The 22,345-nt window shown below is 52.2% G+C and carries 15 protein-coding genes; 3 read left to right on the top strand and 12 right to left on the bottom strand.

The genetic code is table 11. The features are described 5' to 3' along the window. Window positions 1-21: 21 nt before the first annotated feature. Together PAEVO_RS31855 and PAEVO_RS31850 are read right to left on the bottom strand one after the other, a co-directional pair. Window positions 22-582 (bottom strand): hypothetical protein, encoded by a 561-nt coding sequence (locus PAEVO_RS31855; RefSeq protein ID WP_100541456.1) that lies wholly within the window; start codon window positions 580-582, stop codon window positions 22-24. Then, window positions 579-1,487 (bottom strand): hypothetical protein, encoded by a 909-nt coding sequence (locus tag PAEVO_RS31850; protein ID WP_100541455.1) that lies wholly within the window; start codon window positions 1,485-1,487, stop codon window positions 579-581. Before PAEVO_RS31850 ends, PAEVO_RS31855 begins: the two co-directional genes overlap by 4 nt. Before the next feature lie 145 nt (window positions 1,488-1,632). On the opposite strand from PAEVO_RS31850, the gene ymzB reads away from it, so the two are divergent. Further along, entirely contained in the window at window positions 1,633-2,019 is a 387-nt protein-coding gene (ymzB, locus tag PAEVO_RS31845) for a protein YmzB (RefSeq protein ID WP_243391013.1), read from the top strand. A 144-nt stretch (window positions 2,020-2,163) separates the two neighbouring features. On the opposite strand, the gene PAEVO_RS31840 is transcribed toward ymzB, so the two are convergent. The 5 genes from PAEVO_RS31840 to PAEVO_RS31820 form a co-directional block, all read right to left on the bottom strand. After that, on the bottom strand, window positions 2,164-4,353 hold the full coding sequence (locus tag PAEVO_RS31840) for an alpha-galactosidase (RefSeq protein ID WP_100541454.1): 2,190 nt from the start codon (window positions 4,351-4,353) through the stop codon (window positions 2,164-2,166). A gap of 48 nt (window positions 4,354-4,401) precedes the next feature. Next, a complete protein-coding gene (locus PAEVO_RS31835; protein WP_100541453.1) occupies window positions 4,402-6,444 on the bottom strand; it encodes a beta-galactosidase in 2,043 nt (680 codons plus the stop codon). Window positions 6,445-6,593: 149 nt separating this feature from the next. Then, a complete protein-coding gene (locus PAEVO_RS31830) occupies window positions 6,594-7,880 on the bottom strand; it encodes an ABC transporter substrate-binding protein (protein WP_100541452.1) in 1,287 nt (428 codons plus the stop codon). Between the two features lie 69 nt (window positions 7,881-7,949). Then, window positions 7,950-8,789 (bottom strand): carbohydrate ABC transporter permease, encoded by an 840-nt coding sequence (locus PAEVO_RS31825; protein ID WP_100541451.1) that lies wholly within the window; start codon window positions 8,787-8,789, stop codon window positions 7,950-7,952. After that, window positions 8,790-9,671: a carbohydrate ABC transporter permease gene (locus PAEVO_RS31820; protein ID WP_100541450.1), complete on the bottom strand. Its 882-nt coding sequence runs from the start codon at window positions 9,669-9,671 to the stop codon at window positions 8,790-8,792. 124 nt (window positions 9,672-9,795) lie between these two features. Here PAEVO_RS31820 and PAEVO_RS31815 point away from each other — a divergent pair, with 124 nt between their 5' ends. Together PAEVO_RS31815 and PAEVO_RS31810 are read left to right on the top strand one after the other, a co-directional pair. After that, a complete protein-coding gene (locus tag PAEVO_RS31815; protein ID WP_243391012.1) occupies window positions 9,796-11,640 on the top strand; it encodes a cache domain-containing sensor histidine kinase in 1,845 nt (614 codons plus the stop codon). After that, entirely contained in the window at window positions 11,618-13,255 is a 1,638-nt protein-coding gene (locus tag PAEVO_RS31810; protein WP_100541449.1) for a response regulator transcription factor, read from the top strand. Before PAEVO_RS31815 ends, PAEVO_RS31810 begins: the two co-directional genes overlap by 23 nt. A 156-nt stretch (window positions 13,256-13,411) precedes the next feature. Here the strand turns inward: PAEVO_RS31810 and PAEVO_RS31805 are convergent, their stop codons facing one another. The 5 genes from PAEVO_RS31805 to PAEVO_RS31785 form a co-directional block, all read right to left on the bottom strand. Next, entirely contained in the window at window positions 13,412-15,445 is a 2,034-nt protein-coding gene (locus PAEVO_RS31805) for a beta-galactosidase (RefSeq protein ID WP_100541448.1), read from the bottom strand. Between the two features lie 58 nt (window positions 15,446-15,503). Then, window positions 15,504-17,903 carry a glycoside hydrolase family 95 protein gene (locus tag PAEVO_RS31800; RefSeq protein ID WP_243391011.1) on the bottom strand — a complete coding sequence of 800 codons (2,400 nt, stop codon included), beginning with the start codon at window positions 17,901-17,903 and terminating at the stop codon, window positions 15,504-15,506. Between the two features lie 202 nt (window positions 17,904-18,105). Continuing rightward, window positions 18,106-19,818, bottom strand: a complete 1,713-nt coding sequence (locus tag PAEVO_RS31795; RefSeq protein ID WP_100541446.1) for an ABC transporter substrate-binding protein — start codon at window positions 19,816-19,818, stop codon at window positions 18,106-18,108. A 76-nt stretch (window positions 19,819-19,894) separates the two neighbouring features. Then, entirely contained in the window at window positions 19,895-20,803 is a 909-nt protein-coding gene (locus PAEVO_RS31790) for a carbohydrate ABC transporter permease (RefSeq protein ID WP_100541445.1), read from the bottom strand. 15 nt (window positions 20,804-20,818) lie between these two features. Beyond that, the gene (locus tag PAEVO_RS31785) at window positions 20,819-21,781 is read right to left on the bottom strand and encodes an ABC transporter permease (protein WP_100541444.1); all 963 of its coding nucleotides are present in this window, start codon (window positions 21,779-21,781) and stop codon (window positions 20,819-20,821) included. Window positions 21,782-22,345 lie beyond the last annotated feature (564 nt).

Below are 22,345 nucleotides of genomic sequence, written 5' to 3'. Positions count from 1 at the left end.
TACGGACTGAGGTCTTGCACTTTATTCCGTTTCCTCTGTCCATTCCCGTCCGGCAAGCCTGACGAGAAGCAGAACCGCGATCTCGGCAGCCATCACAGCGAGCGAGCATATAAAAATGACAGGGATCATATCGCCCGAATCCAAATTTAGCATGAACGGGTAGGCAATAAGCCATAGCAGCTGCGCGGCCATAAATAAATGCCCCCGGAAGCGGGCTTTATGATCCAGTCCGGATTCGGCACCTGCCGAATTGGCTTGAATGCCTCGGCAGATTCCGAATATCAATCCCATATGCAAGCAGACGGAAGGCAGTTGAATCAGCAGCTCCTTCACAGATTGCATAGGCACGCCGCCTGTCCCCACCTCAGGAAACCAGAATAATGAAAGAACCGACCAGATCAGCAGCAGCCAGGCTGACAGATGCCCTGCCCTGAAATATCCGTTCAACGCCTGAAGCCGCCATAATCCCGAAGCAATCAGCAGGTATCCCAGCATGTCCGGCAATACATCCACAACTTCGATCTTCAGATCGACCAGTACAAAGAGCAGGCCCCACACGATGCGATAATAAGCGCTTCTCATGGTTTCCTCCTGCTTTCCCGAACAAATTCCGTCATTTCCTGATCCGTCGGCCTTGGATGATAAGGAATCATCGTATCTCCATACCGATAGCGACGGCCTTCCTCCATAAAGGCGGTTCTCAATATCAGCTGATATACCTTCATGCTCTTCTCAAGCGATGGCATATCAAATTGGTGGCTGATTCTTATGGAATCCCCTTTATTCATCTGGAGTGGAAGCTGAATCTCGTCGATAGGTTTACCTCTTAACTCGATGTGTGCTTCCGAAGGCTGAGACCGGTAACTAGTACCCGGTATTTGTCTGGAAATGTCGACATGGATTCGGAGATCTCCTTCCTCTGCGATATCCAGCCATTTCGAGGAGAACGCCGTTAACTGAAGGGACCGCTTCACGACGGCAGATTCGTAACCCGAGTTATCGGAAGAGGATCCGCCGGACGTCCACGATATCGGATCTTGATCTTCCTGATCATATACGCCAGGCCATATGTAAATCTCCCCGATATCCACTCGTTCCGAGGTTCCATCGGAGTATAGGGCAGTAATCTCTCGAACGAGAACCGGCTCCTTCAACTGCTCTCCTGTCCCTTCTTCCTCGGGGGCGGGTTTATTTAAGTTCACCATTATTTTTCCCAGGTCCTGCCTCTGATACTCTGCATATTGAGGGTATGGCGTTATGATCTGTTCGGGATAACCTTCGATCCGGATGGAGCTTAGCGTCTTGTCTGCTCGTTTGTCTTCTACATAATACAAGTCAAATACACGGCCTCCCCCTTCCCTTGTTTCCACATGATGCTCAAGGAATACGGTTCTTCCCAGTTGGTTGGATTCATAATACCAGACATTCCCGACCCAGCTGCAGGCTACGAACAGGATGGCGAGAACATAATACCATTTCTTGCTCATGGCCCCTCCTTATGTATCATGCGATTGTTCCATATTATTAAACTATCTTAACACGTAAATAGATGAAGAGGGTTTGATCCGCGTTAATTTTTCATATGCTTTCTGACGAAGGAACCCCTTGTAATTGAAATAAGGTTGCGGTTTCATGGACAGACTATTTGAAGCCACCCTAAAATCAAGGAAGGTGTTCATGATGAATCCATCGATCGAAGAGGTCACCCATTGGCTTCAATCCAAAAGCAATCACACTCTGCACATATCCAAGCAAGAAGAGAAGGATCAGGACCAAATTGAAATACAGCTGGAACGATTTGAACACCAGCAGCATCAAGAGCAGTCCATCGACGGTTACGGAGACCGCCATGCGCTGCTGCTGCACGGCCCCGGCGTTGTCATCACGGCCGGCCATGAAGCGCCGCTGCCAAGCAATGCCTTTGTCATTGGACTGGACGGGTTAACGGCTGCGGACATCCAAGACCGTCAAGTGGTGCTCACAACGGACCGGGGCACCTATTCCATTACGGCAACCTAAGGGCAGCCGGAATGAAACAGCAACAACCGCCAGAGCTGTTACATCTCTGGCGGTTCTTTTATGGCATGATTCAGCTATATGTTGGATCGATGTTATAAATAACGCTGCGCTCAGGCGCAGATCGTAAAGCTTGAGTATGGCAACTTACACTCGTTTGAACCTCCAAATAAAGCTCTGGAAATCGCCATGCATCGAGGGAATGGCCAATCCGGCGTTCATCAGTCGGTCTCCGCCGTAGATGTTTCCATCGTCAATGCACCGATAATCCCCTTCCGGATCCAGCCCCGCCGTACGCAGCCACACTATCGGCTCATTCGCCTCGCTTAAGATGCGGAAGTAATACAGTACCGCTTCAGATCGATCCTCGGAGACGATGGTCCAGGCTGCTTCGTTCCCTTCGAACGGATTCCGAAGGCGGTAGAAATCCCCGAACTGCACCAGATGGCGAATCTCCTTATACAGTTTCACCTGCTCGCGGACCTCTTCCTTTTCCTGTTCACTGAAGACCGTCAGATCCAGCTCATATCCGAAATTGCCCGACATCGCCGCATGGCCTCTCGTACGGAGTGAAGTATTCCTGTGCACCTGATGATTCGGAACAGCGGATACATGGGCTCCCATGGAGCTAAGAGGATACACAAGGCTCGTTCCGTATTGAATCTTCAATCGGCTGACGGCATCGGAGTTATCGCTTGTCCACGTCTGCGGCATGTAATACAGCATCCCCGGATCATAGCGTCCGCCACCGCCGGAGCAGCTCTCAAACAAAATATGCGGGAACTCGGTCGTCAGCTGCTCCATCACCCGATACAACCCGAGCATATAACGGTGGGCCGTTTCCCGCTGGCGCTCAGGCGGCAGCGCGGCCGACCCGATCTCCGTCATATTCCTGTTCATGTCCCATTTCACATAGGTGATCGGCGCGCTTCTCAGGATGCTACGAACCATATCGGCCACCGCATCGCCTACTTCCTGGCGGGAGAAGTCCAGGATCAGCTGCTGTCTCCCTTCCGTTCGCCGGCGTCCTTCTACATGCAGGCACCAGTCCGGATGCTGACGGTACAGATCGCTGTCCGGCGAAACCATCTCCGGCTCAAACCACAAACCGAACTGCATATCCAGATCGCGAACCCGCTTCACGAGATCCTCAAGGCCTTCCGGCAGCTTGTTCTTGTCAACGACCCAATCCCCGAGGGAAGTCGTATCATCATTTCGCTTGCCGAACCAGCCGTCATCCAGCACAAACAACTCGATGCCGAGATCCCGTCCGGCGCTGGCGATTTGCTCGATTTTATCCGCATTAAAGTTAAAGTAGGTCGCTTCCCAGTTGTTAACCAATACTGGGCGAGTGGCATCCCGGAATTGCCCCCGGCTCAGCCTTGTACGGTACATCTTATGATAGCGTCTGGACATGCCGCCCAAGCCCTCCGCCGAGAAAACCATCACCGCTTCCGGCGTCTGGAACGATTGTCCCGGCTCCAGCAGCCAGGAAAAATCGAATGGATTCAATCCCATCGTAACCCGGGCTGTTTCGTATTGATCCACCTCAACCTGTGCAGAGAAGCTGCCGCTGTATACAAGGCTGAAGCCGTACACCTCACCGTGCTCTTCGCCGGCGCCTTCGGACAGCAGCGCAAGGAACGGATTATGGTTATGGCTGCTTGAACCCCTGCGGCTCTCATTTCCCTGCATGCCGGGGGATAACCTTCTGCGCTGCACATGGCGCTCTCTCGCCCATGCCCCATGGAGATGCAGAAGGTCATAACGGCTATGATTCATATCCACGCTGGCGCTCATGGCCTTCAGCAGGGTAATGTTCTCCTTGCTGTCATTACGGAAGGACACGGAACGCGTAATGGCATCGAATGCATTCATGACCGTATAAGACAAATAAATCGTCAAGCCGCTTACCCGATCAAGCAGTTCCAGCTCCAGCGTATCCGCCTCAGCATCCTGTTCCGCGTATACGGCAGGCAAGCCTTCCAGCTTCGGTTTGCCGCTGTATATCCGGTGACGGACATATTCCGCTTCGGTGACGGTGGTCCCGTTAGCCAGCTGTACCTGGTACGCAGGCTGCCGGAAATCGCCGCTGCCATAGCCCGGGTATTCCTGAGGCAAACTGTCCAGGGAAAAGGAAGCATCTTCGCGAAACGGCGACGGCGAAAAGGATGCTCTTCCCCTGCGTTCCAGCAATCCTAAGACGCGGTTATCGCGAATACGACGCCCCCAATAGGCATGCGCCGGATAAACGCCCCGCACAAGCTCAATCACATAGCTTGATCGATCGCTTTGGAGATGGAATACCCCCAGATCTTCATGAAAATGTATACTCACTGCTTTTGCCCCCTAACCAAGGTCCGAGTTAAATCTCCATGGTCCTCTTTAAGACCTTACGGCGGCCGTCCGTTCCAGAATCATGACGTCCCTTCCCGGAATCGTAACATGGCCCGAAATTTGTCGGCTGCCCAGGAGATCGAATTGATTGGCAGAACCTGCATCAAACGTCATCTCTTCGGCATTGTGGTTCATGATGAACAAATAGGAGTTCCCATCCTTCACCCGTTCCACCACCTCTACCCCGGCTGGTGTTTCCAGCAGCGGCTTCACACCCTGTTCTTCGCACAGATTGGCAAGAAATCCCTGCAGGAACTGCGAATCCGGACTGCTCGCCACATAATAGGCCTGACCTTCGCCAAACGCATTCTTCGTCAGAACAGGCGTGCCTTTATAGAAGTCGGATCCGTACTCAGCCAGAACCTCCGCCGTCTCCGCATGGATGACGTCGCACAAAATTCCACATGGATAACTTCCACGCAGTGATCCCCAATCCTGCTTCATGTTGATCTGATTTTGCTGCCCGGGAAGCAGGGCATCGATCTCCTCGGCCCAGATACCAGTTACCTTGCGCAGTTCGCCGGGATGACCTCCCAGGGTCACCAGATCGTTCTCGTTGACGATGCCGCTGAAGAAGGTCGTCACAAAGGTTCCGCCCCTGGATACAAACTGCTCCACGCGCTGGGCAACGCCAGGCTTCACCATATACATCACGGGGGCAATTACCACATCGTACTTGCTCAGGTCTTCCTCAACGCTGATGATATCCGTCTGGATATTCAGCTGATACAGCGCATCATAATATTTATGAACCTCGTCTACGTAGTTCAAAGCTTTGGAAGGTCCGCTTGACAGCGCCAGCGCCCAACGATTCTCCCAATCGTACATGATCGCTACCTTGGCGTCCGAACGGGAGTCGAGCAGCTTGTCTCCGAGCTGCTGCAGCTCTTGCCCGAGCTCCGCGCATTCCCGGAAGACCCGGGTGTGCTCATGTCCCACATGCTCAATCAATGCGCCGTGGAACTTCTCGCATGCCCCCACGGAACGGCGGAGCTGGAAGAACATGATCGTATCGGCCCCATGGGCTACGGCCTGATAACTCCATAATCTCATCACGCCTGGACGCTTAGCGGAATTGTAGGGCGACCAGTTTTGAACGCTCGGGGTCTGCTCCATCAGCATGAACGGCTGCCCGCTTTTCAGCCCGCGCATCAGATTATGCGACATCGCCGTAAAGCTTACCGGCGTATCAAGCGCGGGATAGTTGTCCCAGGATACCACATCCATATGCTTCGCCCACTCGAAGTAATCCAGCTCCGGATAAAATCCCATCAGGTTGGTGGTGACCGGTATGTGCGGCGTAACCTTCTTCAATTCTTCCTTCTCCAACCGGTAACATGCCAGCAGGCTGTCGGATTGGAATCGGCGATAGTCCAGCGATATCCCTTGGAAGAACGTCCGGTTCCCGTTGAACTCTTCGCTGAGCGCGTTCGGTACCACAATCTCGTCCCACTCGTAAAAGGTATGGCCCCAGAATCCGGTATTCCATGCGGCATTCAGCTTATCGAGCGTCCCGTAACGCTCTTTCAGCCAGACGCGGAACTGCTGCTCGCAATTGTCGCAATAGCAATACCCCCCGTACTCATTGGAGACGTGCCAGATGACCAATGCCGGATGATCCTTGTACCGTTCAGCCAGCTTGCGCGCCATCAGCACCGAATATTTGCGATACGTCGGGCTGTTCGGACATGAATTATGACGACCGCCGAATTTGCGTTTGCGCCCATCGTAATCAACGCGCAGGATGTCCGGGTATTTCTTGGCCATCCAGGCCGGATGCGCCCCCGTGCTTGTTGCCAAGCAGACATGGACCTGCTCCTCTGCCAATCGATCCATAATTTCATCTAGCCATGTGAAATCATAGCTGTCCTCATCGCGCTGCGTTTTGGCCCAGGAGAATACATTGAGGGTCGCCACGTCAACGCCGGCCAGCTCAAACATCCGCAGGTCCTCTTCCATCGTTGCCTTATCCCATTGCTCGGGGTTGTAGTCCCCGCCATACCATATCTTAGGAAAATGTTCATTAATCATCGAATTGCCTCCTTCATCGTTCTTTAGCTGAGCAAACCTCTATCAACGAACTATGAATCTTAAAGAAAAGAGGTACCATCCCATGTCATGTCGGACAGGGATCATACCTCTTATGAACGATTAGCTAACTTGAATTAGAGCGTTGCTCCTTACTTTTTCAGGTTATCCCAGGATGTCTGCATATCCTCAAGCATCTTGTTCGCATCGGATTTGCCTGCGAAGAAGGCCTGCATCGCACCGGAGAATTCCTGTGCTACACCGTCAGGGAACTTCGCGGATTGTCTTGGCAGTACCTTTCCAGCTTGTACATACTCCCACACAGACGAACCCAGGTCGCCCATATCCTCAGGCGTTGCTTCAATTGTCTTTAAGGCCGGAATGAATTTGAATTTTTTGACGATGTACTCTTTACCGATATCGGATGTGACAAACCAGTTCAGGAAGATCTTCGCTTCTTCCTTCGACGCGGAATCCTTGTTAATGACCAGGTTCGCAGGTACGCCAACGTTCAGCTTGTCATTTAGCTCCGCATTGTCGCCAAGCGGCATCGGCAGGTAGCCAAGATTCAGGTCCGGATTAATGGCATCAATCTCGGTTTGGGCCCAGTTGCCGTTTTGCATCATGGCTGTTTTGCCCGTAGCCAGGAGGGAAATGGCCGTATTATAATCAGTGGTCAGCGGGTTTTTGTTCCCGTGATCCAATGTCAGCTGCATCAGCTTGGCCCACTCTTCGAACTTCGCATTGCCTGCGAATGTTTGAGTACCGTCGTTCAAGCCCTGGATAAAGGCATTCGGATCATCCTGCTGGGCAAACGCCGGGTTAATGCCTTGGTTACCGATCAGCCACCATTCCTGGTAAGCGTTCGCAAAAGGAGTTATGCCTGCCGCTTCCAGCTTCTTCGCAGCATCTTCCAATTGGGCATAGGTTTTAGGAAGCTCGGTAATGCCTGCTTGCTCAAACAAATCTTTATTGTAGATGTAACCCCATCCTTCAAGGTTCATTGGCATGCCGTATACTTTACCGTCTTTGGTCATCGGCTCTTTTGCCATGTCCACCAGATCGTTCACCCAAGGCTGATCGGACAGATCCTCCAGACGGTCGATCCACATCTCCATCTCGGCGTCGCCGCCGTTGGAGAAAATATCAGGCGCATCGTTGGATGCGAATTTCGTTTTCAGTGCAGCACCGTAATCAGCGCCGCCGCCCACGGTTTGAATATCAAGCTTGATGTTTGGATATTCCTTCTCGAATTCAACCTTGAGTTCATTCAGGCCGTCCACGATCTCGGTTTTGAATTGGAAAATCTTAACCGTCTTAACTTCGCCGGCAGCTCCGTTCGAGCTTCCGCCCTGGCCTTCCTCCGACTTGCCGCCGCAAGCCGCAAGCAGCAGCGAGAAAGCCAGCAGCATCACGAGTGATAATTTCATTTTGTTCATCTTTACTACCCCCTAGTATTGTTTATATATAAAGATGGAAAAACCGATTTGGAAGAAGCCAGGCTGCCGTTACCCCTTAACGGAGCCGGCAGCGACGCCTTCAACAATATACTTCTGTAATGACAGGAAGAAGATGATAATCGGCGTAATGCCCAGCACCAGAGCCGGCAGCGCCATATCCCACTGCTTCGAATACTGTCCGAAGAAAGCAAAGGTCGCGAGCGGAATCGTCCGCAGTTCCGGACTTTGCAGGATCAAGGACGGCAGCAGGTAGTCGTTCCAGACCCACAGACAGTTCAGGATGATGACCGTAACCATCATAGGTTTCAGCATCGGCATAACGATACGGGCAAATACTCGGAACGGAGAAGCTCCGTCGACCGTGGCGGCCTCTTCGATTTCAAGCGGAATGCCTTTCACGAACCCGTGGAACAGGAAGACCGACAACGGGATGCCGAGTCCCAGATAACTGAGAATCAATCCGACGATACTGTTGTTAACGCCCAGGAAGTTAATGACCTGCAGCAATGGAATCATAATGGATTGGAACGGAATGACCATGGCCGATACGAACAGCATGAACACGATTTGATTGAATCTCGTATTGGACCGAACCATCCGGTAAGCCGCCATCGCGCTCAACAGGGCGATGATTAGGTTACTGATGACCGTAATAATGACGGAATTGACGAACGCTTCCGGGAAGCGGGTCATTTCCCAAGCCTTGCTGTAGTTGTCAAAGTGAAAAGCGGTTGGCCAGTTGGCCGCGTCGACCATAATATCGCCCAGCGATTTGACCGAGTTCACCAGCAGGAAGTAAAAGGGCGCCAGGAAGATCAGCGCAATAATGACCATCACAATCTGCAATACGATCGTGGAAGCCGACATAGGAGGTTTCTTCGATCTCATTTAAGCTTCGACCTCCTTCTGCTTCGTTAAACGGACTTGAATGAGCGTGATGACGGCAACGACCAGGAAGAAGATCAGGGACTTGGCCGTCCCGAGTCCATACCGGTTGTTCAGGAATGCCTCATTGTACACGTTCATGGCCAGCGACTCCGTGGAGCGGTAGGGTCCGCCCTTCGTGAGCGACAGGTTCAGGTCGAACATTTTGAAGGACCAGGATATCGCCAGGAATAAACATACGGTGACCGCCGGCATGATAAGCGGAACGATGATGCTCTTGAGCACTTGAAACCGGTTCGCACCATCAATCTCGGCAGCTTCCATGACTTCCTTGGACACATTCGTAATGGACGCGATGTAGATGACCATCAGATAGCCTGATGATTGCCATACAAAGACCATGATAATGCCCCAGAAGCCGGTTACTTCATCTCCCAGCCACGGAAGATTAAAGAACGGAATCCCCGTTGCCTCGCCAACGGTGGCAAAGCCCTTTATGAAGATGAACTGCCAGATGAAACCGAGCAGCAATCCGCCGATCACGTTCGGCATGAAGAAGATCGTCCGCAGCCAGTTGCGCGCCCTAATATTTTTCGTTAAGAAGTAGGCCAGGAAAAAACCGACCAGATTCGTTAGAAGCACGCCAACGATCGTAAACTTGGTGGTGAACCAAAAGGACTGTGCGAATGCGCTGTCATTTGTGAAAATCTGTTTGAAATTGTCCAGTCCTACCCATTCGACATTCCCCGATACACCATTCCAGTTGGTAAACGAGTAATACATCCCCATCACAAATGGGATAATGATCGTAATACCGAAAAACAGCAGCGCGGGTCCGATATAAACCAACTGCTGCGTCAAGGCAGCCGTTCTCTTGCTGTTCATGTAAATCCCCCTCCGCTTGTCCTATCGTTTCTCTATCCATTTCTCTATGATTTAATTATGCTAAGATGAAGACCTTGGGACTACCACAGGATGTGAACTAAATGGTATAGAAAATTGATCGGCGGTGAATTTATTGAACTGGAATTGGAACAGCATTCGCACCAAATTGATTACCTTTATGATCATGGCTACCATCATTCCGACCACCATCTCCATGATCATCAGCTATGTGATGACCACCAACTCGCTCAAGGAACGGGCCGTTGTTGAGAATATGAACCTTCTCTATCAGGGACGGTTGAACTTGGAGAGCTATTTGGAAGACATGAACCGGAATTCCCTTACGGTTTATTCGGATCCGGATTTTTTCCGCAGCCTTTATTATAGTCATGAGAACATCAATGCCAGCGGCAGGCAGTCCGCCACGCTGCAGTCCATTCAAAAAGCCATTAGCGGCTCCAGACAGGTCTATCTCTATGTCGACGGCAAAAGAGAGGCCACGTTATTCGCCCAGGATATCGCCAGAAAAACGAGTGATGTCAACCTCTATCCCGAAATTCCCGATCTCGGTAACTATACGGTGGTCTTACAGCCGCCCCATCCCCTTCACACGTATGGCTTTCAGTTAGCTTATCCCTATGAGGCCAATAAACAAGTATTCACGATGTACCGGGTCATTGAACGCGTCCCTTCGACCGAGCGATTGGGCATTCTCGCCATCGATATGGACATGAATTTCCTGAGCCGGATCAGCAATCAGCTGTTCCAGCCCGAACATGAGCAGCTGTATATTACGAATGAAGCCGGGTATATCATGTATGCCGGCCATGGCGAGATGCTGGGACAGCAGATTCAAACGGAATGGTACGACAGCATCAAGCAGTCCGGCAAGAAGGAAGGCCATTTCGAGTATAACAACAAAATCTATTTATATAACAATATCAAGACGTCGATCAACGACTGGACGATGATTAAGGAGATCCCTTCCTCCTATATTCTAAGCAGCGCGGACAAAGCAGCCTTCGTCAATATTTTGCTGATAGCCGTGTCCCTTATTCTCATCATCGCCGCCACGATCTGGATTTCGGTCTATATTACGGCGCCGATCCGGGAATTGGTAGGCCTCATGAGCCAAGTCAAAAGCGGACGAATGGCCGTGGATATCTCCTCCAACCGCAAAGACGAAATCGGAACCCTGCACCGCAGGTTCGGCAGCATGATGGATACGATCAACAACCTTATCTTGCAGGAATACAAGCTGAAGCTGGCGAACCGGACCAACCAGCTCCGCGCGCTGCAGGCGCAGGTGAACCCGCATTTTATGAACAATGCGCTGCAAACGATCGGCACCCTTGCGCTGGAGCATGGAATGAAGAGAATCTACTCCCTGATCTCCGCCCTTGCCCGGATGATGAGATACAGCATGTACAACACCGATAAACCGGTCACGCTGGCTACAGAGATCGATCATATCAAGGATTACGTGGAGCTGCAGAAGGAACGATTTGAGAATCAGTTCGACTTCCGTTACGATGTGGATGAGTCGACTTTGCAGGTGTTGATCCCGAAAATGCTGGTTCAGCCGCTGATCGAGAACTTTTTCAAGCATGGCATGAACCCCTTGGCGGAAAACAATTACATCGCGTTAAAAAGTAAGCGCCTGTCGGCCTCCATCGTGCAGATCACGGTCGAGGATAACGGTAACGGAATGCAGGATGAGCCGTTCCAAACCCTTCAGGAGCACTTGCTTCGGATGGAAGAAATGGATCTGGAACAGCTTCAGGTTCTTTCCGAAATGGAAACGGAAGACAGCAGCGGGATCGGACTCATCAACATCATGACAAGGCTGAGGCTGTATTATCGCGGAAAATCCAAGTTCAGCATCGAAAACAACCAGCCGCATGGCTTTCGTGTTGTACTGACTATAAATGTGGAAGGTGAAACGGATGAAGGCATTGATCGTGGATGACGAGTCTCGCGTGCGTAAAGCCATCCGACTGCTCGTCCAGTGGGAGACGCACGGGATTATCGATATTGAGGAAGCCGCCAATGGTCTTGAGGCGATGAAGTTGATTCCGGAATTCCGGCCCAACCTCGTGCTGATGGACATGCTGATGCCGCTCAAAAACGGCGTAGATCTCATGGAATGGATTCACAAAAATTACCCGGATATCAAATTCATTGTCATCAGCGGGCATGACGACTTCGAATTCGTTCGCAACACCATCTGGTACAGCGGCACGGATTATATCCTGAAGCCCATTGAGGAAGACGTCATCAACCAAGCAGTCGCCAAGGCGACTGCCGCCTGGAAAGCCGAGGAACGGGAGCGCCTTGCGGCGCGGCAGCAGCATGTTCAGGTGAACGAGTACCGGCCGGTCTACTCGGAGAAGCTGTTATCCAGTCTTATTGATGACAAAAGCGCCCATATCCAGGTGGTCAATCGCCTCAAGGATGAAGGCATCGTACCGGAGCAAACGCAGACGATACGCCTGGCCGTCATGCAAATGGACAAGTCAGATCACGCGCTTTATAGCCGCTTTGGCCATCATCAGGATTTGCTCATGTTTGCCCTGCTTAATATTTGCAATGAATTTCTGCAAAAGGACCGGATCGGGATTGCCTTCCGTCACTTCGGTTCACCTCACCAACTGGTTATATTGCTGTGGGATCAGCTTGCAACGCTTGCAACGCTGCTTCAAGAGATCAATAACGGGATGCATCGCACCTTGTCGCGCCACATGCATTTTGGCGTTAGTCCTGACGGCCAATACCCGGCAGACATACCGGATTTGTATGCCCGGAGCTCGTCCGCCCTGCATCAGCGCGATTTAACGGTCCTAAATCACTTTATCCATGATACGGAGGAACAGCGCCGATCCGGCGTTGACCATCATAAAGGCGTACAGTTCAGCGGGTTTGAGGATACCTGGAAGCTCGCCATACTTAGCGGCCAACCCGCTCCCATAACCGAAGCTGTTGAATCATTCATTGCGGCTATTCGAAAAAGCGGCGTTCTCACGCCGGAGCTTCTCGAGCGTTGGGACCGCGATATCGAAAGATTTGCCAATCACGTCATTCATGAAACCGCTAACCCGTCGTCTGAACCTTTGTTGAAATTGTACAAAGAGGAAAGCGCCGCCATCGAGCGGCCAAGCCCGGACAAATATGTATGCTCCCTGGCAGAATGGCAGCAGTATTGGATGGATGTAATGAGCCTGCTGGCCTCGGCGCTGCAGTCCCAGAAGCAAACGGGACAGGACCTGATCCATGACATTACGGCGTTTATCGAGCAAAATTATCAGAACGACGTGTCGCTGTATGATATTGCAAACCGATTTCATGTAAGCCGTGAGTACATTTCCCGCAAATTCAAGCAAAAGCACGGCATTAACATCCCGGAACATCTGAACCGGATCCGCATCTCCAAGGCTAAAATCCTGCTGCAAAATCCGGGCCTGAAAATGGCAGCGATTTCCGAAATGGTCGGCTTCAAGAACGAGAAGTATTTCAGTCTTGTCTTTAAGAAGCAAGAGGGCATTTCGCCCAAGGAATTCCGTAAGCTGCATGAGAAGGAAGTGTAGACTGGGCAGCGATTAACCTCTTTTAGGCATGAAGCCTATGTTGGGTTTGGGCATATAAAATAAAGCAGAGAGAGCATGGGATCCCCTGCTTTCTCTGCTTTTTTATGCAAACCCTTTACGTGATGGATGCCTTCGCAAAAAACCTCACGCGATCCTCTATTTCTGCCGTTTCTCCAATATCATGACTCCGCGGGCCGGCACCTCGCAGGAATCCCGATGCTCCTCACCCGTCAGCAGGTCAACATAGGTTTCCCCTTCCAATGGCACGGGTTTGCTCTCCGGCATGTGATTAAGTACAAAGATGAACTCCGCGCCCTCCTTCACGCGCCTTGTCACCTCAACGCCTTCCGGAGCCTTCAAAACGGGCTTAATGCCATGGTCGTTGCATATGGTTTGCATCAGGTCCTTCAGGAATTTAGGTTCCGGACTTGTGGCCACATACCATGCCTTCCCTTGCCCGAAGGAATTCACGGTTAACGATGGCGTGCCTTGATAATAATCGGAGCCATATTCGGCAACGACTTCCGCGCCTTCTGCATGGATCACGTCGCACAGAATTCCGCAGTCGTAGGTGCCCTCCAGTTGTCCCTTCCGGCCTCGCATCACCACCTGATTCTGCTGACCCGGAAGCAGCGCATCAATCTCCTCGGCCCAAATTCCCATGACCTTGCGCAGCTCGCCCGGATAACCGCCCAGCGTCACAAGATCATATTCATTGACGATACCGCTGAAGAAGGTCGTCACAAAGGTGCCGCCTTGCGATACAAAGGCCTCCACGCGCTCCGCGAATCCCGGCTTTACCATATACATCACCGGCGCAATGACAACGTCATACTTCCGGAAGTCCTCTTCCACGCTGACCATATCGGTCTGAATATGCAGCTGGTGCAGGGCATCGTAATATTTATGGACCTCATTCACGTAATTGAGGGCAACGGTCGGACCGCTCGACAGGTCAATGCCCCACCGGTTCTCCCAGTCGTAGATGATCGCGACTTTGGCGTCGGAACGGGCATCCAGGATTCGGTCCCCCAGCTGCTGCAGCTCCTTGCCCAGCTCGGCGCACTCGCGGAATACGCGAGTATGTTCATGTCCCACATGTTCGATGACCGCACCATGATATTTCTCGCAGGCTCCGATCGAACGGCGCAGCTGGAAGAACATCACCGTATCCGCACCATGGGCGACCGCTTGGTAGCTCCACAATCGCATAACCCCCGGACGCTTGGCCGAGTTGTACGGCTGCCAGTTCTGAACGCTCGGCGTCTGCTCCATCAGCATAAAGGGCTGACCGCCCTTAAGCCCCCGCATCAGGGCATGTGCCATGGCGGTATAGCTGTACGGGGTATCCAGCGACGGATAGTTGTCCCAGGAGACGACATCCATCTCCTTGGCCCATTTGAAATAGTCCAGCTCCGGGTAAAACCCCATCAGATTCGTGGTCACCGGAATATCCGGCGTGATCCGCTTCAATTCATCCCGCTCCAGCTTGTAGCAGTCCAGCAGGCTGTCCGATTGGAAACGGCGGTAATCCAGGGATATGCCTTGAAAATTGGTCCGGTTGCCGGACCATTCTTCGCTTAAAGCGTTAGGTACAACGATGTCCTCCCAGTCATAGAAGGTATGGCCCCAGAAGCGGGTATTCCATGCTTTGTTCACGGCATCCAGTGTGCCGTAGCGCTGCTTCAGCCAAGTCCGGAATGCCGCGGCGCAATGATCGCAGTAACAGTACCCGCCATATTCGTTCGATACGTGCCAGATCAGGACGGCCGGATGATCCTTGTAGCGTTCCGCCAGCTTGCCGGCCATCATTGTGGCGTATTTACGGTAGGTGGGACTGTTCGGGCAGGAGTTATGGCGGCCGCCGAATTTGCGTTTGCGGCCCTCGTAGTCAACGCGCAGCACATCCGGGTATTTACGCGCCATCCAAGCCGGATGTGCCCCTGTGCTGGTTGCCAGACAGATATATACCCCGTTCCGGTACAGCCGATCGATCGTCTCGTCCAGCCATGCAAAATCGTACGTGTCCTCGTTCGGCTGGCTCAATGCCCAAGAGAATACATTAATGGTGGCAACATCGATACCCGCCAGTTTAAACATGCGGTCATCTTCCTTCCACGCTTCCGCACCCCATTGCTCGGGATTATAGTCGCCGCCATACCACATTTTGGGTAACTTTTCGTTAATCATCTAGGGTTCAGCTCCTTTAGCTTCATAAATTCCATATCTGGTTTAGTTCAAATCTCGTTCACTTCAAGAAAGCCTTGTTCAATCCATTCGTGTTCACGCTGTCTTCATCGGTGGCTGGCGTGATCCGATACGTCGCTCCGTTCACCGTTTCAAACGAGCCATGGTCATCCGTCGTCACTACACTTCCGTCTTCCCTTCTAACGGCGAAAGGCACGGAATAGCTAATTCTACAGGTTCGGCCATGCGTAGAGGTTACGCTCGCAGACGTTAAGAGGCCTTCCCTCCATTCCATGTCCACAATAAACCCGCCGCGAGCCTTTAATCCTCTTACGGAGCCTTCTGCCCACGCTTTCGGCAGCGCCGGCAGCAGCTGAATGGCACCCAAATGACTCTGAAGCAGCATTTCCGCAAGTCCGGCGGTGCCTCCAAAATTCGCATCGATCTGGAACGGAGGATGGTCTCCGAGCAGATTAGGATGCATGGAACGGGAAATCAGCGTCCGGACATAATCATACGCCTTGTCCGGCTGCTGCAGTCGGGCAAACAGGTTGATCAGCCATACGCAGCTCCATCCCGTGTGCCCCCCACCATGGTCGATGCGCGACATCAGCGTACGATAAGCGGCTTCCGCAAGCTGCGGCGTATCCTGCAGGGTAATATCGGAGCCGGGGTACAATCCGTACAAATGGGATACGTGCCGATGTCCGGGCTCCGCTTCCGGATAAGGCTCGCTCCATTCCATGAGCCTGCCCTCGTCATCGATGGCGTAAGGCAGCAAGCGCGCGACCGCCGCCCTCCATTCCTCCCGCAGTTCTTCATCCTGCTCCAGCAGCTGTGATGCTTCGATACAGTGATGAAATATATCCCGAATGATGGCCATATCCATGGTGGAGCCTGCCGACACGCTGCAAGGCAAGCCTGCTTCGGTAAGGAACTGATTCTCCGGCGATGTCGACGGGCTGGTCACCAGATGCCCTTTCCCGTCTTCAATAAGCCAATCCAGGCAAAACAATGCCGCATCCCTCATCAGCGGGTAAGCCGTTTCCTGCAAATATTCGAGGTCCGGGTGGAATTGATAACGCTCCCATAGATGCCGGCACAGCCATGCGCCACCCATTGGCCAGAAAGCCCACATGGCTCTGCCATCGCTCGGGCTGGCCATTCGCCATAGATCCACGTTATGATGGGCGACCCATCCACGGGCGCCGTAATGAATCTTCGCCGTCCGGGCACCGCTTACGCTAAGCTCCCGGATCATCTGGAATAGCGGCTCATGGCACTCGCTCAGATGGGTCGTCTCTGCGGGCCAGTAGTTCATCTCGGTATTGATATTCGTTGTATAATCACTGTTCCATGGCGGCTGTACATGCGGATTCCATATGCCCTGCAGATGGGCGGGCTGTGTACCTGGCCGGGAGCTGGCGATGAGCAAATATCTTCCGAATTGAAACATCAGTGCCTCAAGAGCAGCATCCTCCCGTCCCTCCCGGTACGCTTGCATCCGCTCGTCGGTGGCCAATGCTTGTGTAGAACCCTCAGCCTCTGGACGGCCAAGCTGAAGCTCGACCCGTCTGAACAAGGCTTGATGGTCCTTGACATGCCGTGAGCGCAATTCTGCAAAACCATGCCGCATCGCGTCCTGAAGTCTCCCCCTGCATATCCCGGACGGATCGGTTCCTCCAGAACCTGGAGAACGATCGAAGCCTTCAAAATTCGTGGCTGCCGCAATCAGCAGCGTGACCGAACCTGCGCCGTTGATGCGTATGCCGCTGTCATCCACCGTTACCTGCCCGCTATCCGTCAGGGCCAGCAGCCTCATTTCATACTGTATGCCAAGCCCGTCTTCATAGAGTACCGACCCGGGGTGATCGCCTCTGTAATTATCGGCAATATGGGTTGGAGCATGTCCATACAATACCAGGGTTCCGTCTTCCTCTGCGCGTGTACGATGCTGCAGCGGTGAATTTAACCCAATCTCCAATTGGATGGGTGCGCCGCCCGTGCTCGCATAACCGATAACCGCGACCTGGTCAACCGCACTGATGAACATGTCCCTGCTGAAAATATCATCGGAGCCGCCCGCTCGAAAGCGAGTGGATGCAATCCCTGTATCCAAATCCAGTTCGCGCCTATAGTCCGTCCAATGATCCGCTATTCCCGACTGTCTGATGACCAGATCACCTAAAGGCAAAAAGGACTCCGTGCTTCTGCCGACCATCTTGCCCTCAATCAACTGTTCGGCTTCGGCATACTTTCCGGACGCAATCAGCTCTCTTGCCGCTGCCAAATGCCGGCGAGCCTCGTAATTATTCGTATCCCGGGGAAATCCGGACCAAAGCGTATCTTCATTCCATTGAATGCGTTCTTCCTGTACGCCTCCGAACACCATGGCGCCAAGACGGCCGTTTCCGAGCGGTAGCGCTTCTTCCCACTTGGCCGCGGGCTCCCGATACCACAATGTTGAGACCTGCTGCTTTGCTGAATTCAGTGTAATCCCCCCTTATTCCAGTTGATAAAGGTCTTCTCGAAGAACACCTTAAATCCTTCATCTATTGTTGTATTTCTTGTAAGTAAAATAAGTACCGCCGCTATAGCAGTAACAACCTTGAATAGCGGCAAAAGGGGCCGCATATAGCCGGCCCCTTCTATTTACCTATACCTTAATTATTCCAGAGCTCCACACGGTCGCGTACCAATTGGGTGTATTCCTGCTCCATTTTCTCGGCGCCGGCATCATTCAGTTCTTTGAGGAACTGATCATACAGCGCATCAAATTTCGCCGGATCGGCAAGAATGATTTCCGGAATCCGCTTCCGAGTAATCTCTTCCACCTTTTTGTACGTGATATTGATATTGGAGTCGCTCGGTACCGGAATGTTGTAAGCAACGCCCCACGGCTTCACTTCAAATTCCTCTTGCTTCGGCCACAGGTCTTTCCACATTTCGACGCCGTATGCTTTCAGCGTCTCCTTTGCGGATGGCGTATAGTTCTCTATGATCGTCTCCGGGAAGTTCGTTGTGTAATAGTTGTCCGTCGAATCCTTCACGCCGTCGCCGTAACGAGGGAACATCGCATTGTACAAGCCGATTCCTGTCTCCTTTGTGAAGTTGGCGTTGTCATAGGTTTTGCGCTCTTGAACGTCTTCCGGAATGACACGCTTGCCGTCCACAACGTTGTAATGCTCGCCCTCGATTCCCCAATTCATCAAAATTTGCCCTTCTTCGGAAGCCAGATAATCCAGGAATTTGATGATTCGAACCGGATCCTTGGCGGATGTTGTAATGCCTACGCCCCATCCGGCGACGTAACCCGTGTCTTGGAACGTTGCATCCTTCGTCGACTCATCCAGCTGGATCGGGAATCTTGCATAGGTGCGGTTTTCCTTGCCGGAAGTTCTCAGCGCGTTCGTTGCATTGCCGAAGCCCCACTCCTGATCAATGACGCCAAGGACGCGGCCGGAGGAAATTTTGGCTTCGTATTGGTCCGTCTTCTGCACAAACGTTTCTTTATCCAACAAGCCCTCGGCGTTCATATGATTCAGCCAGCGGAAGTATTCCTTCTCTTCCGGCCGCTTGTAATGAAGCTTCGCCTCGGTTGTTTCCGGGTCGATATAGTACTCGCCGTCATCCGATACGCCTGTCGCGATAAACGCCGGGTTCGTTACCGAGATCATGATTCTCCATCCGTCCGCATTCAGCGTCAGCGGAATCGTCGGCTGGCCGTCAATCGTCGGGTTTTTCTCGGCATAGTCTTTCAGCGCTTTCTCATAGTCCTTCACCGTTTTCAGTTCAGGGTATCCGAGTTCTTTCAGCACTTCATGCTGGATCTGGAACGTGCCGCCGGCATCGAGTGCCTGATGGTCCACCGCTGCAAGTGTCGGGAGGACATAGATGGCCTCATCATCGTTGCTCCATTTCAGGCGGCTCATATAATCTCCATACACCTTCTTAATGTTCGGTGCATGCTCTTCAATCAGATCCGTCAGATCAATAAACGCTCCGGAATCCACAAACAGATTGGCGTCACCCTTGGCAAATACCAAGTCCGGATATTCCCCGCTCGCCACCATCAGCGGGAGCTTCTGATTGGAGCCGTCCACCGCGTATTCGGCTTGGATCGTAATGCCGGTTTTCTCAGTCAGCTTCTTGCCGACCGCATCCTGCATGTTGGCCCAGTTGGCATTGGAATCCGCGCTATAATACGTCATGGTCATCGGCTCCAGCTTCTCTTCCTGCTGCGTATCGCTGCCGCCGTTGCCTTCTTCACCGCCATTTGCGCTATTGTTGCTGTCGCTGTTGCCGCACGCTGCAAGAACGAATGTAGCCATCATCATGATCGCGAGCAGCAGCGACAATCTCTTCTTATGTTTCATTGCTATACCCCCTAAATCGATTTTTAATCATTTATCGTATAACAGGACGCAATGCCTGCTGATACCGTACATATGCTTAGCTTTTTACCGCTCCAAGCGTCATGCCCTTCACGAAATACCGCTGCAGGAACGGATAGACGAGCAATATTGGAACCGTTACCACAATCGTGATTGCCATTTTGATCGACTCCGGCGACACCTGCTTCACGATCTCGGCCATATTCTGGCCGGACATCATGCCGCTGGTTTGTCCCTGGGTGCTCTGCAGCACCTTCATCAGCTCGAATTGGAGCGTGGTGAGATGGGGGGCGTTACCGTTGTAGAGATACGTATCAAGCCAAGAGTTCCACTGCCCGACGGCCAGGAACAAGGCGATGGTAGCCAAGACGGGCTTACAGAGCGGAAGAATGATTTTGTAATAGATCGTAAAATCGTTGGCCCCGTCAAGCTTTGCCGATTCCTGCAGCGAGTACGGCAGGCCGTCGATGAAAGACCGGATGACGAATACGTTAAACGCGCTCACCATGCCCGGAATGATGTAGACCAGAAACGAATTCATCATGTTCAGGTCGCGGATCAGGATGAACACCGGAATCATTCCGCCGGAGAAATACATCGTCAGCGCAAGAAAGGTCGACATGAACTTTCTTCCCTGAAAGTCTACCCTGCTGAGGACGTAGCCCAGCATCGTGCCGCTTAGCAAGCCCAGAAAGGTCCCTGCAAGCGTACGGAGAATCGTGTTTTTGGCCCCGGTGACCAAGCCGTCGTATTTAAAAATCTGCACATAGTTCTCCAGCGTGAACTCCCGCGGCCAGATGTAGATTCCCCCGCGCACCGTATCGACGGAATCGTTCAGCGATATCGCCAGAACGTTCAGGAACGGGTAGAGTGTGACAATCATGACCAGTGCCATGATGGTAAAATTCGCGATATCAAACACCCGATCGGAGAGCGAGGGCTTGAATGCTGCTTTGGTTCGTGCCATGCTGTTTCCCTCCCCTTACATAATCGATTGCTTCGTGAATTTTTTGAACAAACCGTTGGCAAGCAGCAGCAGGATGATGCTCACGACGGAGTTGAACATTCCGATGGCCGTACCGAATGAGAAACGTCCCATGCCAAGACCATAATTCAGTGCATACAGGTCCAGCACCTCGGAATAATCCACCACCAGCGGATTCCCCAGCAGGAACTGCTTCTCGAAACCGATGCTGATCAGATGACCGATGGACATGATCAGCAGGATAGCAATCGTAGGGGCGATGCTCGGCAGCGTAATATGCCATATTTGGCGAATCCGGCTTGCGCCGTCAACCTTGGCCGCTTCGAATTGCTCCTGATCAATCCCTGAGATCGCTGCCAAATAAATGATCGCGCTCCAGCCCATTTCCTTCCATATATCGGAGCCCGTTACGATGTACCAGAACAGGTTCCCCTGAGCCATAAACTGTATCGGCTGATCAATCAACCCCAGCCACATCAGCAGCTGATTGACAGCGCCTCCATCTGTAGACAGCATTTTGGTCACAATACCGGCAACCACGACCCAGGACACAAAATGCGGCAGATAAGATATCGTCTGTACGGTCCTCTTGAATACGCTTCCACGAAGCTCATTCAACAAGACTGCGAATAGGATCGGAATCGTGAATCCAACGATCAATCCCATGAAACTCATGGCGAGTGTATTTCGCAACACCAGATAAAACTTATCGTCCGCGAAAAGTGCTGCGAAATGGTCCAGGCCCACCCATTTTTGCTCGAATATCTCTTTGCCCGGCTTGTAATTCTGGAATGCCATCAGCCAGCCCCACACCGGCAAATAACTGAAGATGAATACAATGACGATGAATGGTAGCGACATTCCGTACAGTACTTTCTGCTCTTTGAAAGTGGTCCAAAAGCCTTTCTTTTTCTTTGCGGCAGGTTGGATGCTGCTTTCCGTCTTTGTTACCGCTTTCAAACCAACCCCTCCTCTCTTGTATATCCTGATGATAAACCAAGCTGCGGCGGGGAAGTACCCGAAGGATTGGCTTAAAAATCATATAAAAATTAGACATTAACTGCGGGAGAGAAAATGCAGAAGACCTTTATGCCGCTCCGTGTCCGGATCGTATCTCCGATCGCTGTTAAACCCGGGAAACCTCGGATGATAGGGTGAGGTGGTTTCCCGGCTTTAAAGGCCACCGCTGTCGCTTCTCCGATACGATTCCGGCCCCTCCGCTCGGAGCTTCGCAGCATTTGGATTCCCCGCTAATGCCTTGGGAAAGGAAAGGAAAGGGGAAAACAAAAAGACGCGTACCTTAGTCGCGTCTGAAAGGGCACGATATGAAAGTACTTATGCTTAGTCTGGTTGTAGGTGAGAGTGATGAGGCGTGCAAATATTAACCATTTAGAATACGGCATCAGACGGCGCGGAGCTGCTTGAAGCCTATTTGTCGTGCGCCATCTCCCGCGGTTCCTCATGCAATGCTCTGGTCACAAGGCTGTATAACCTCGGTGCCGCATCCGGGCTCGGTCTCGTTGT

Origin of the sequence: Paenibacillus sp. GM2FR (assembly GCF_002803325.1) — a bacterium.
Classification (GTDB): domain Bacteria; phylum Bacillota; class Bacilli; order Paenibacillales; family Paenibacillaceae; genus Paenibacillus_AQ; species Paenibacillus_AQ lautus.
This window is presented reverse-complemented; position numbering and strand designations above follow the sequence as displayed.

What these genes read in the sequence shown, in the direction of transcription:
- PAEVO_RS31850 (WP_100541455.1), bottom strand. Translation starts at nt 1,487, where the DNA reads ATGAGCAAGAAATGGTATTATGTTCTCGCCATCCTGTTCGTAGCCTGC.
- PAEVO_RS31835 (WP_100541453.1), bottom strand. Translation starts at nt 6,444, where the DNA reads ATGATTAATGAACATTTTCCTAAGATATGGTATGGCGGGGACTACAAC.
- PAEVO_RS31810 (WP_100541449.1), top strand. Translation starts at nt 11,618, where the DNA reads ATGAAGGCATTGATCGTGGATGACGAGTCTCGCGTGCGTAAAGCCATC.
- PAEVO_RS31820 (WP_100541450.1), bottom strand. Translation starts at nt 9,671, where the DNA reads ATGAACAGCAAGAGAACGGCTGCCTTGACGCAGCAGTTGGTTTATATC.
- PAEVO_RS31855 (WP_100541456.1), bottom strand. Translation starts at nt 582, where the DNA reads ATGAGAAGCGCTTATTATCGCATCGTGTGGGGCCTGCTCTTTGTACTG.
- PAEVO_RS31805 (WP_100541448.1), bottom strand. Translation starts at nt 15,445, where the DNA reads ATGATTAACGAAAAGTTACCCAAAATGTGGTATGGCGGCGACTATAAT.
- PAEVO_RS31790 (WP_100541445.1), bottom strand. Translation starts at nt 20,803, where the DNA reads ATGGCACGAACCAAAGCAGCATTCAAGCCCTCGCTCTCCGATCGGGTG.
- PAEVO_RS31795 (WP_100541446.1), bottom strand. Translation starts at nt 19,818, where the DNA reads ATGAAACATAAGAAGAGATTGTCGCTGCTGCTCGCGATCATGATGATG.
- ymzB (WP_243391013.1), top strand. Translation starts at nt 1,633, where the DNA reads ATGGACAGACTATTTGAAGCCACCCTAAAATCAAGGAAGGTGTTCATG.
- PAEVO_RS31830 (WP_100541452.1), bottom strand. Translation starts at nt 7,880, where the DNA reads ATGAACAAAATGAAATTATCACTCGTGATGCTGCTGGCTTTCTCGCTG.
- PAEVO_RS31825 (WP_100541451.1), bottom strand. Translation starts at nt 8,789, where the DNA reads ATGAGATCGAAGAAACCTCCTATGTCGGCTTCCACGATCGTATTGCAG.